The sequence below is a fragment of the Mesorhizobium kamtschaticum genome (assembly GCF_056174585.1).
On record NZ_JBWBWI020000002.1, the window covers coordinates 314,041 to 325,864 of the forward strand.

General features: G+C 60.8%; 6 protein-coding genes and 4 pseudogenes. 8 read left to right on the forward strand and 2 right to left on the reverse strand.

Features of this window, described 5'->3' with window-relative positions:
* Positions 1 to 256: 256 nt before the first annotated feature.
* From AC0V7N_RS37250 to AC0V7N_RS37260, 3 genes and pseudogenes are all read left to right on the forward strand, one after another.
* Positions 257 to 1,555: a M16 family metallopeptidase gene (locus AC0V7N_RS37250; RefSeq protein WP_464614975.1), complete on the forward strand. Its 1,299-nt coding sequence runs from the start codon at positions 257 to 259 to the stop codon at positions 1,553 to 1,555.
* A 4-nt stretch (positions 1,556 to 1,559) separates the two neighbouring features.
* Positions 1,560 to 2,956: pseudogene (locus AC0V7N_RS37255) on the forward strand (M16 family metallopeptidase).
* Between the two features lie 470 nt (positions 2,957 to 3,426).
* Entirely contained in the window at positions 3,427 to 4,884 is a 1,458-nt protein-coding gene (locus AC0V7N_RS37260) for a succinate-semialdehyde dehydrogenase (protein WP_496628435.1), read from the forward strand.
* Between the two features lie 432 nt (positions 4,885 to 5,316).
* Here the strand turns inward: AC0V7N_RS37260 and AC0V7N_RS37265 are convergent.
* A pseudogene (locus tag AC0V7N_RS37265) lies at positions 5,317 to 6,168 on the reverse strand (type II toxin-antitoxin system HipA family toxin); the annotation flags it as partial.
* Positions 6,161 to 6,289 (reverse strand): annotated as a pseudogene (locus AC0V7N_RS37270) (XRE family transcriptional regulator); the annotation flags it as partial. The pseudogenes AC0V7N_RS37270 and AC0V7N_RS37265, both read right to left, overlap by 8 nt.
* Positions 6,290 to 6,587: 298 nt before the next feature.
* Here AC0V7N_RS37270 and AC0V7N_RS37275 point away from each other — a divergent pair.
* From AC0V7N_RS37275 to AC0V7N_RS37295, 5 genes and pseudogenes are all read left to right on the forward strand, one after another.
* A pseudogene (locus AC0V7N_RS37275) lies at positions 6,588 to 7,220 on the forward strand (prolyl oligopeptidase family serine peptidase); the annotation flags it as partial.
* A 352-nt stretch (positions 7,221 to 7,572) separates the two neighbouring features.
* Positions 7,573 to 8,268, forward strand: a complete 696-nt coding sequence (locus AC0V7N_RS37280) for an OmpW family outer membrane protein (RefSeq protein ID WP_496628404.1) — start codon at positions 7,573 to 7,575, stop codon at positions 8,266 to 8,268.
* A gap of 655 nt (positions 8,269 to 8,923) precedes the next feature.
* Positions 8,924 to 9,601 carry a methyltransferase domain-containing protein gene (locus tag AC0V7N_RS37285; RefSeq protein WP_496628405.1) on the forward strand — a complete coding sequence of 226 codons (678 nt, stop codon included), beginning with the start codon at positions 8,924 to 8,926 and terminating at the stop codon, positions 9,599 to 9,601.
* 244 nt (positions 9,602 to 9,845) lie between these two features.
* On the forward strand, positions 9,846 to 10,499 hold the full coding sequence (locus AC0V7N_RS37290; protein ID WP_496628406.1) for a hypothetical protein: 654 nt from the start codon (positions 9,846 to 9,848) through the stop codon (positions 10,497 to 10,499).
* 3 nt (positions 10,500 to 10,502) lie between these two features.
* Positions 10,503 to 11,645 carry an HNH endonuclease domain-containing protein gene (locus AC0V7N_RS37295; protein WP_496628407.1) on the forward strand — a complete coding sequence of 381 codons (1,143 nt, stop codon included), beginning with the start codon at positions 10,503 to 10,505 and terminating at the stop codon, positions 11,643 to 11,645.
* The last annotated feature ends 179 nt before the right edge of the window (positions 11,646 to 11,824 follow it).

The following is an 11,824-nucleotide window of genomic DNA, read 5'->3' on the forward strand; positions in this document are numbered from 1 at the left end:
CCCACGTCTCCCGGACGCATCCAAAGATGAGGCTCGAGCAAGGCCTGGCAACATGCAGACGGCTCGGGTGGATCGGCGCTGCCTATCGGTCCACTTTCTCCCACACGGGGAGACGGGGACGCAGCGCCTTCAAAATAAGGAAATCGCTTTGCCACGAACCTTGCCGATCGTCCGGCCACCACAACCGGAGCCATCCACCAAACTTCCGTCTCGGTGGCTGCGCAGGGCATTCATTGAGACCGCCTTGGTTTTCGCGATGACCGCTCCGGTTCTGGCCGCCACCGACGACGGCAAGGTGACGGATTTCTTGCTCGACAACGGCATGGAGGTGGTCGTCATCCCCGATCACCGCGCGCCGATCGTCACCCATATGGTGTGGTACAAGGTCGGCAGCGCCGACGAGCCGTCGGGCAAATCCGGCATCGCGCATTTCTTCGAGCATTTGATGTTCAAGGCCACGGCCAATCACGTCGCCGGCGAGCTGAACCGCGCGGTGGCCGAGATCGGCGGCTCGCACAATGCCTTCACCTCTTACGACTATACCGCCTTCTACCAGAGAGTGGCGCCCTCGGCGTTGGAGCAGATGATGAGCTTCGAGGCCGACCGTATGCGCAACCTCAGCCTCACCGACGACGATATCAAGACCGAGCGCGACGTGATCATGGAGGAGCGCCGTCTGCGCGTCGACAACAATCCGCAGGCGGTTCTAGAAGAGGAGGTCAACGCGACGTTGTGGCAGAATCAGCCTTACCGCATCCCGATCGTCGGCTGGATGCAAGAGATGGAGCAGCTGAACCGCACCGACGCCGTCGCCTTCTACAACAAATATTATAACCCCAACAATGCCGTGCTGGTGGTGGCGGGCGATGTCGAGCCGGGGACGGTGAAGGCGCTGGCCGAGAAGACCTATGGCAAGCTCCCGCGTGGACCCGAGCTGCTGCCGCGAGTCCGGCCGGTTGAGCCGGAGCAGAACACTAAGCGCACGGTGACGCGCACCGACGCGCGCGTGTCGGTGCCGAACTTTTCGACGCATTGGGTGGTGCCGTCCTATCGCACCGCTGAGCATGGCGAGGCCGAGGCGCTCGACCTGCTTGCCGAGATCCTCGGCGGCGGCAGCCGCAGCCGGCTCTACCAGCAGTTGGTGGTGAAACAGGGAATAGCCACCGAGGCCAGCGCCTGGTTTCAGGGCACCATGCTCGACGCCACCAATTTCACCGTCTACGGCGCGCCGCGCGGCGACGCCAAGCTCGCCGACATCGAGGCTGCGGTCGATGCCGAGATCGCCCGCATCGCCAAGGACGGTGTGACCAATGACGAACTGGACAAGGCCAAGAACCGCCGTGTCCGCTCGGTGATCTTCGCCCGCGACAAGCAGGACTCCATCGCCAGCATGTATGGCTCCACGCTTGCCACCGGCGGCACCGTAAACGACGTCGAGGAATGGCAGGACCGCATCCGCGAGGTCACCGCCGATCAGGTCAAGGCGGTTGCCGCCCGCTATCTCGTGTCCGACCATTCGACCACCGGCTATCTCTTGCCCAAGACGGAGAAATGATGTGATGATGAACCAACACCGTGCCGCCTTTGCACAAGCCCTGCCTTTTCCGCTTTCAGCGGCACAAGGCAGCGTCGCGCGCCTTGCCACCCCGCTGGCCATCCTTTTCATCGCCATTTTCTTCCTCATCCTGCCGGCGCTCAGGGCCCATGCGGCGATGAATATCCAGGAGGTGAAATCTGAAAAGGGCATCACCGCCTGGCTGGTGGAGGACCATACGCTGCCGATCATCACCATCCGCTTCGCTTTCCACGGCGGCTCTACCCAGGACCCGGCCGGCAAGGAGGGGCTGGCGAACCTGATGGCCGGCCTGTTCGACGAGGGCGCCGGCGGTCTCGACAGTGATGCATTCCAGGTGAAGCTTGACGACGCCGGCGCCGAGATGAGCTTCGACGCGCAGCGCGACGGCATCCACGGCTCGATGCGCATGCTTTCGGAACAACAGGACGCCGCTTTCGATCTGCTCAGGCTCGCGGTGAACAGGCCTCGCTTCGATAAGGAGCCGGTCGACCGCATCCGCGACCAGCTTCTCTCCGGCATCATCGCCAATGAGCGCGACCCCGAGGCGATCGCTCAGCGCAAATGGCTGCGCGCGATCTATGGCACCCATCCCTATTCCCGGCCGGACGAAGGGAACAAAGTGAGCCTCGCCGGCATCACGCCGGCCGATCTCGGCGCCTTCCACAAGGCCACTTTCGCTCGCGACGGGCTCCATGTTGCGGTGGTCGGTGACATTGACGCAAAGAGGCTGAGTGAAAAGCTCGACCAGCTGTTCGGCGATTTGCACGACAAGCAGACGCTCTCCCCGTTGCCGATGTCGCCGCCAAACTCGGACAGCAGGTGGAGGTGAACTACGAGCTTCCCCAGACCTCGCTGCGATTGGCTTTTCCTGGCGTCGGACGCAGTGAGCCGGGTTTCTTCGCCGCGCTGCTGATGAACGATATCCTCGGCGGCTCGCCCTTCACGTCGCGCCTGTGGGAGGAGGTGCGCGAAAAGCGCGGCCTTGCCTATGGCGTCGGCTCTTATCTGGCCGGCTACGAGCATTCTCATGAACTGCTGGTTACGACGGCGACGCGCTCCGACCGTGCCGCCGAGACGCTGAGCATCGTGCATCAGGTGGTGAAGGATATGGCGGAGAAGGGCCCGACGGAGGCCGAGCTCGAGGCGAGCAAGAAGCATCTGATCGGCGCCTATGCCATCAACTATCTGGATTCCTCCAGCTCGATTGCAGCCACGCTCGTCGGATTGCAGCTCGACAAGCTTGACATCGACTACATCCAGCGCCGCGCCGCCCTCATCGATCAAGTGACACTCGACCAGGTCAAGGCTGCGGCGAAGAAGCTGCTTTCGGCCGAGCCCGCCATTATGGTCGTTGGCCCGCCGCTGGGGGGCAAAGGATGAATACAGGAGCCCGTTTCGACTTCCCTCTCCCCTTGTGAGCTTTTTCACGGGGAGTGTGGTCCGGTTCGGCTGGCTAGGGGGTTTTTAAAAGCCCGCCGAGCGGTTTTGGGGGCCCTTGCGAGGCATTTGCCGGTTCAGGCGGACTACTCGCCTGATTGTCGCGCGCTCCTCCTCACGCCAGCTTCTTCGGGTGGAGGAGGACCCGATCATGGTCCGCAGATTGAAGGCGCAGGCCACCCGCATGCACTGCGTGCGAATGGCGAAGCCGACGTCCGATTTTTTCGCCTAACGGGAACCGCGAGCATCGATTAGAGAATTCAAAGTATCCTCCCCTTTCCAGTTTGGGGACGGTGGTCTACCAGCTGCCTGGCTGAGGCCCTAAGGAACCCGGACGTCGCGGAATACATCGCACCCTGCTACATATACCCGCTGCGTCGAGGAGGTATCCGGTATTGCCCCTGTGCCTGCCGATGATCCGTCACTTGAGATCCCCCGAGCTGTTTGGACCCATTGATCGCCTGCCGGCACTTGGCACGCGGATTAGCAAGCGAACATTCGAGGTCCTCAACCCGTCGACCGGCGAAGTGCTGGCAGAGCTTCCCGACATGGGTGTCGAGGAAACATGCGCTGCGATCGACAAGGCCTATGGCGCCCAGCCTGGATGGGCAGGATTGACCGCACGTGAGCGCAGCGACGTTCTGTGGCGTTGGCATCAGTTGATCATCGACCACGCCGACGATCTCGCCGCTATACTCACAGCGGAGATGGGCAAGCCGCTTGCCGAAGCCAAATCGGAGGTGTCGCATGCTGCGGCGTACCTGCAATGGTACGCCGAGCAGGCCAATCGCATCTATGGCGAGACGATCTCCGCACCGTCGACGGACCGTCGGATGCTGGTGATCAAGCAACCGATCGGCGTCGTCGGGACGATAACACCATGGAACTTCCCAGCCTCGATGGTCGCACGCAAGATCTCGCCAGCCTTGGCCGCAGGCTGCACCATTGTCCTCAAGCCCGCTGAGCAAACCCCCCTCGTGGCTGGCGCAATGTTCGCCCTCGCCCATCAGGCCGGCTTTCCCGAAGGCGTCGTCAACCTGATCTATGCGTCCGAAGGTGATGCGGTTGGCCGCGAACTTTGCGCCAATCCCAAGGTCCGCAAGATCAGCTTCACCGGATCGACCGAGGTTGGCCGGCTGCTGATGCGCCAGTGCTCGGACCAGATCAAGAAGGTCAGCCTCGAGCTCGGCGGCAATGCACCTTTCATCGTCTTCGACGACGCCGATATCGACGCAGCGGTCGACGGTGCGATCCAGGCGAAGTTCCGCAATGCCGGCCAGACCTGCGTTTCGGCGAACCGCCTTTACGTCCAATCGAGCGTTCACGACGAGTTCGTTGAGAAATTCGTGGAGAAAGTCCGCCGCTTATCGGTTGGTGACGGCTTCGCTCCCGGAGTGGACATCGGACCGCTCATCGATAAGCATGCTCTGGCCAAGATCGAATCCCATAGCGCAGATGCGGTCGCCAAAGGCGGCACAATTCGATGCGGGGGCAATCGCATCGGCAAGGATGGCACGTTTTTCGAACCGACGGTCCTCACCGAGATTTCCAGCGTGATGGCGGTTGCGCAGGAAGAGACTTTCGGGCCGCTGGCGCCGATCATTCGCTTCGACGATGCGGATCAGGTCGTGCGTGAGGCCAACGACACGATCTACGGCCTCGCCGCCTATTTCTATGCCTCAAACCTGAAGCGTGTCTGGAGTGTGGCCGAGGCCTTGGAATATGGCATGGTCGGTATCAACACGGGACGCATGTCCTCGGAAGCGGCACCTTTCGGCGGGATCAAGCAGTCCGGCATCGGGCGTGAGGGTTCCCGCCATGGCCTCGAGGACTACCTCGAAATGAAATATCTCTGCATGGGCGGGATCTGAAGCATCTGCTTGCGCGGTTCGCAGATCCGGCAATCGCACGAGCGATCTCCGAAGACGGGAATCGAAAGATCGCTGCGCGATGGGTGCCGGCGTGCGGCTCTGCAACCCGTGGAGACGCAATTCTGAAGTACTGGCTGGACGTTCTCTCGACGCCACAAGCGCCTGGTTGTCGGGTGAAGAGGGCGCGCATGTGACGCAGGATAAGCTTGCGAGCGATCAGGCGTTCCTCGCCGAGAAGGCCTCGAGGTTTCGAGTGCAGCTAGGCAAGTGGCCTGCGCAAGGTCCCTTGTTTGCAGTGGCGCGCCGCGTGGGCCGGTACATCAGCGGCTTCATCGGTTCCGCCTATGGCGGCGAACCCACTGCTCGATCGACTGAAGCTTCTGCGGGCGGCCTGGATCTTGATACGCAGACGCTTGCCGGTAGCCTACGGCATCGCGTGGCTCGTGCGCCGTGTTGCGCAAGGGCATCGACGATCTCCGGATAGCTGCCACGCTCGCCATCCTTGGCGCCCATCATCGCCATCGCCGATAGGAACGGGACGCGGATCGCACCATTGCGGTCGAAACGCCGCGACAGCATGACCGCCTTTCCGGCGACATCGATCAGCTCGTGCAGGGGAGTGGCGATACCTGCCTGAGCGGCCAGCCGCAGCGCGATCACCTCCCAGGTCTCCATGCTGTAGTCGTCGGTCTCCTTCGGAAACTTGGCGATGGTGAGGCGACCATGTTGATCGATGACCGACGCCTTCGGCCGGGCACCGCCGAGGCAGGAGCCAGAGGCAAAAATGAGCTGCATGTCTTCGTCCGTTTCCTCGTCACGAAGAATTCGCTCAGTGATTTGGAGCAGCGGGCCAAGCTCGATCAGGGCGGGAACGCCATCGCGGGTCGGTGCCTGAAAAACCTCGTCGCCAACGCAGCGGAAGCGGAGCGCGCCAAGGCGGGTCTCGTCGGCGACGCCAAGCAGATAGTCGCTTTCCGTGAGGGTGCGAACGGCGCGTCCTTCGCGTTCAGCCAAGCGGCGCTCGGCGCGCTGCATAAGGCGGCGACCCCAAGTATTCGGAGCTGAGTCGCCGATAGACCCGAAGGTTGCCAGTCCGGCAGAAGGAGCGAAGGCCCCGCGGGTCAGAGCAAGAGCAGGTTCGAGCGAGAAGCGGTCCGGGTCCTTAAGCCAAGCGCCGTCATACTCGAAAAGGATGGTTTCCGTGCCTCGGACGCGATTGCTCCTCGCCATTCCGATCGGGCGTATGCGACCGTCCAGATCGATATGCACCTCGAACTCAGTCATCGCGCGATGATGCGACTGGCCGCCTGAGATGGACGTGCTTAGGCAGATCGGCGCTGGCCAGCGCCTGGCCGACGCTGTCGTTTCTGATGTCGGCGACTTGACTCAGGCCCTCTAGCAGGCCGTCCTGCGAGCTCGCACACGAGATCGATCAGGCGCTTACGGATGCAGTCATTGTCGGATTTTCGGCGATGTCGGACATGAGACACAACGCTGTCAGAGTGATCGCATTGTTCTGAAACGATTTTCTCAGTTGGCACGACACATGCGGTCCTATCCGCAATCGTACTGCCGCGCCGCACCGACTGAGAAGACCTCATCCGATGATCACCCTTTTCGAACATGCGGTCGCCCCCGCAAACACTGAGCGTTCCCAAGCCGACGGAAGCCATTGCGCTTTTCTTTCCTGGGGTTGTCCCGACATGACCGAATTCGATTTCCGCCCCACACTGAACGCTCCCGACGATGATCCCTACCGTTGGCTCGAAGATGTCGAAGGCGAACGGGCACTTGCTTGGGCCGCCAGCCAGTCGGCAAGGACACTGGAGCACTTCGGTGGAACGCGGTTCGAGCGCGACCGCGCGGCCCTGACAGCGATTTTCGACCGTCCCGACAAGATTCCCCTGATCACGCGCTGCGGTCAGTACCTCTACAATTTCTGGCAAGATGCCGGAAATCCGCGCGGACTGTGGCGCCGGACCACCCTTGCCGCCTACATGACGGCGGATCCGCAGTGGGAGCTACTGCTCGATCTGGATGCCCTCGCGGCTAGCGACGGAGAAGACTGGGTCTGGGGCGGCGCGTCGATCGAGCCGGAGACGCGCGAAAGAGCCGTTCTGCGCCTGTCGCGCGGCGGCAGCGATGCGGTCGTGCATCGCGAATTCGATCTAGGGACTCTGAGCTTAGTCACCGACGGTTTCAATCTCCCGGATGCCAAGGGCGGCATTGATTGGCTCGACCCTGACACGCTTCTGCTTTCCAGTGCGATTGGTGATGGCATGGCCACCCGCTCCGGCTATCCTACTCGCCACCACGAAGCGGGACGACCGCCTTTGCTCCTTCCAGCGCTTCAGCTCGTGTCGTCGTTTGTCAGCGGTTTTCGACCGTCTTCGACAGGCGGGCACAGCCACAAGGACAACCGGGAGCGGGCAGCATTCATTGCCCTGGGGAACAATTTCCTTCGCAGTGCCATCGGCTGGCACGGCGATGGCGTTCGATAGGTGGGCGCAACCCACGCAAAGGCAACGTTCAAATAAATTGAGCACAGGTCGATGATTGCGGGAACGCGCAAATAATCTCGGCACAAGTCCCATACAAAACGAGCATGACACTCCGTCAATATAAATTAATCCGAGGAGATTCTTAGTAGTGCAGTGCATCATTTCTGAAGGTAAAGGAGAGAATATCATGGCGAGAAAGCGAATGGGCGTGGCGCGGGGAGTAACAGCGGCCGTCGTTCTGATGATGGTGGGACAGCAGGCCGTCGCGGCGGAGCCTCCGGTAGCCGCAAGCGTCCCGCAGGCAGGGGTCTCGGTCACGGAAGCGCCAAGCCCTTGGCAGATCCGCCTGCGTGGGTTGGGGGTCATCACTGAGGATTCGGGCTACGTCAACGGAGTGCCCGGCTCCGGGCTTTCCTATTCGGACACCGTGATCCCGGAACTCGATATCTCGTATTTCTTCACGGACAACATCGCCGCCGAACTCATACTCGGCACCACCTATGCCAACATCGACGGCCAAGGAACGCTCGGCGGGCTGGGCAACATCGGCAAGGTTTGGCTGCTGCCGCCTACGCTCACAGTGCAGTATCATTTTACCGATTTCGGCGCCTTCAAGCCCTATGTCGGCGCCGGCGTAAACTACACGATCTTCTATAACCAGAATGCCGGCAGTGCCGATGCTCTCAAGGTTAAGAACACGTTCGGCACCGCGCTGCAGGTCGGGTTCGACTACATGGTGGATCAGCACTGGGGCGTCAACTTCGACGTGAAGAAGCTTTTCCTGAAGCCAGACTTCGACGTCACCGTGGCCGGGGCGAAGCTGACGGGGAAGGCCGAGCTTGATCCGTGGTTGATAGGGGCAGGTGTCACCTACCGCTTCTGATAAGAAAGGCGAAGGCGGCTTGCTGACGGCCGATCTGAAATGAAGGGCGCCTCGTGCGCCGTTTTTGTCGTCCGCTCTGCGCAGACGAATCGACCCGGATCATTCGAGGAGCCAGCCTTGTTGCCCGGGCGGGGAAGTATCCGAATTGGAGGAAGTTCTCGTCAATTTCCCGATGACGATCCGACGCATAGCAGCCGATTGCGGGCGACACTTAAAGAAGCCGTTGTCGAGAGGACGGCCTCCCAGTTCCACCGGCCAGAAAGAGTACCCCTTTTGCTCAACGCGGCCGCGATTAACGCCTGAAATGGAAGTGCTCAAAAGCACCTTGGAGCAGAATGGCTTTATCCCTGCTGATGGAAATGCTCCGGCCAGCTCCTCCCTGTCGACATCAGTCGCCCGGATGTCATGTCTGAGCTTATGCGCCTGCTGGATCATTACGGACTTACTGCAGATGGCTTCGGTACTTTCATCCGGTGGCGATTAGATGTTAAAGAACAAGCATGTAGTCCTCCCTGACGCGTCACGGCCTTGAGTTCGATGAAGTCAGGTGCCTTAGACAGAGCAGCGCGCGCTCGTGGCCAAAAGCCGCTATGGAAAGGGCCGAGAGACTCAACCGTAATTGAGGCAACGGCCACTGGCCGTTTCGATTTCGCAGATGGAAGACGATGAAAGCATGATCCGTTCAGTTAGAGGGTTGCACCAAGGCGGTCACTCCTCGCTGGCAAGTGTGATCGACGAGCGAGGAAGCACGCGAGCCTATTACGAGACAAATGCGGCCGACTATGCTGCGCGCACCTTGACTCTTTCCGTGACTGAGGCCCTCGGCGCCTTCTTAGCCACACTTTCACAGGGAGCTATGGTCGTGGATCTCGGTTGCGGTGCTGGCCGCGATTTAGAGGTGATCGCGCGCCACGGCCGTCCAGTTGTGGGGCTCGATCTGGCGGAGAGCCTCGCCCGCATTGCCCGCAGCCACTCTGGAGCGCCGGTCGTTGTGGCCGACATGCGACAGATGCCCTTTCCCGACAAAACGTTCGGTGGCGCTTGGGCTGCAGCGTCGCTGCTTCATCTGCCACGTGCCGATATCCCCAGCAGCTTGAGTGAAATCCGTCGAATCCTGACAGCGGGCGGGCGTCTGTTCACGTCTGTAAAGTCAGGGGCGAGTGAACAACAGGACCCTGACGGACGGTGGTTCACCTACTTCGATCCTCAAGAGTGGCATGCTAGCGTTCACGCTGCGGGATTCGATGTGGAGCGGTTGGATGTACAAGAGGGCGGGTCGAGCCGACCGGGCGCGCGAGCCCGGTGGATCAACTGTTGGGCAAGGCGACGGTAGAGGGCCCACCAAGTCCTTGATCTATCAGCTGTCAATCGTTGCTTGTGCGGGCGTCTTTTCTACCGCGCTCTGGGCGGCCGCTGAGCAGCCGGCGCCGGCGCCTAACTTGGCGATCTCACCACCTATCACACCGTCCGAGGCTGCGCCCGGCCAAGCTCCTGCGCTTCCGATTTTAGTTCGTGTGGAATCCCTCCCCCCTGTGGTCCTGCAGTCGAACAGCGCACCGCCATGGTGGTCTCCATCGTTGCCGGCGCTACTCGCATTGGCAGGTGCGCTGCTCGGCGTAATTGCGTCACAGTGGACAACGCGCAGGACCATTGAAGCCGGCAGGCGAAATGTCGAAGACGCCGTTAATCAGAAAGCCAACGAGATGGAGCTCGTGGAGCTGCGAGCGCGCCTTGAGGGGTTCTATGGCCCGTATCAGCAACTATCGGAGGAGAACAGGCTTCTCGCCGAGGAATTTCGCTCGCGGCAGAGCGACAGCAATATCCGCACCTTGTTGAAATTGCTTGATCCGAATTGGTTTCCCCGATTGTCCAAGCCCGATCAGACTATCGTTGAGGAGATCATTCGCAACGGTCTTGTTTTGCGAGATCTGATCCGGGCCAAGTCCGGCCTTGCTGATCCTGCGGCCCTACCCTACCTGGCCAGGGCCGGTACGCACTTCACCATGCTAAATCTCGCCAAGGCAGGGGCGCTCGGCAATGAACCAGAGCGGTTCGCAGTTTATATCTATCCACATCAACTGGATGGAGTTCTTAGGGCGGAAGCCGAACGCCTCAAAGAACGAGTCAATTTGCTGCGGTCTGCCCCTGCGCAAGCACACAGGCCACTTGAGCCGTTGGTCGTACCCGACGCACTCGCGCTGCCGCCGTGGCCCGAATCGCCCCGCGGCTGAGCCATGAATCGTAACGACGCCGTCAACAAGGTATGCAGCCCGGCACAAGTAGCTTTCCTGGCTCGCACTTTCGCGGACACCGCCAGTTCCTATAAATATTTTTGGCTGATCGGCCTGTTGAAGCTTCTGCCGAATGGGGACCGCCTCTCCGTTACAGCTGTCGTGGAGGAGATGGTCGTTGCCGCCTGGTATCCAGTGGTTCTCTATCGTCTTTCGCTGGGATACCACGATCGCCTTCAGAACCTGGTGTTAGATCTTGCCGCTCATAGCGGCCTGCCGGGCCAAGCGCGTGAGCAGGATGTGCGGCAGGCGCTGAAGGGATGGGCTGAGGCGAGAGAACGTCTGGAGAGCCTAGGGCGGTACGTTCCAACAAGGTTCATCTCCCCATGGTTCGTGGACGCCTTGGAGCCGTCGATGCGAGACGATCGTCGGACACGGGCCATCACGGAACTCGCTGCGCGACGGGTGGTTGGAGGGGCGTCGGCTCCTTACTCGCTAAGCGTCGGAGTTCGTGGCGAAGCTGAGCTATCGATGGACTCGGTGTGGCGCTTATGGTTGATGGACGCCTCGCCAATTGTTCGTGGCCTCGCGGAGCAAAAACTCTCCTTGTTCTTGCAAGCGAGAAATCCGAACGCACCCGGAATCCCCGGTAAGCTTGGGCCGCCGCCCATACGTGATCTAGGTCCTGCGCGGCGTTTCTTTACAACGGCGGCCGAGCACGGCGTGACCTTAGTTGACATCTTCACCGATGCGCCACTGGATGCCACGTTCTCGGTCGATCACTTCCTACCGCGCTGTTTTCTTGCTCACGACCTAATTTGGAATCTTGCCCCTGCCACGCCACAAACAAACCGCGAGAAATCCGACAGCGTTCCAGATCGTCAGTACGTTCCATCCCTAGCACGACTACACTACCGGTTGATTCGTTCGGACTGTGCGACGGCTCGAATTGCTGAGGATTATGTGGCTGCGCTTCGCACAGACTTCTCGACCCTGCGAACAACGAGTGATCAGAACTTCATCGAGCGCTATCTTGACCTCTATCGGCCACTCACTCAGATTGCGGCCAACCAGGGGTTTAGCTGCGGATGGAACCCGCGCCCGCCGTCGATCACGCCCGTTGAACCAGCTCTTCGCCAAGGCTAGTCGGACTGCCCCGCCACGACAAACGGCGATTCATTTCGGCGCAATTGAGCAATCAACCTGTCTGAACGATAAGGTCGCCCCGGCGTCAAGCAGCCTGCCGATCACGCCAAGACGAGAGGTTTCGCCGTCCTCCACACGCCACAGCGGCCGCGCTATAATGAATTGGGCGAAAGACGACC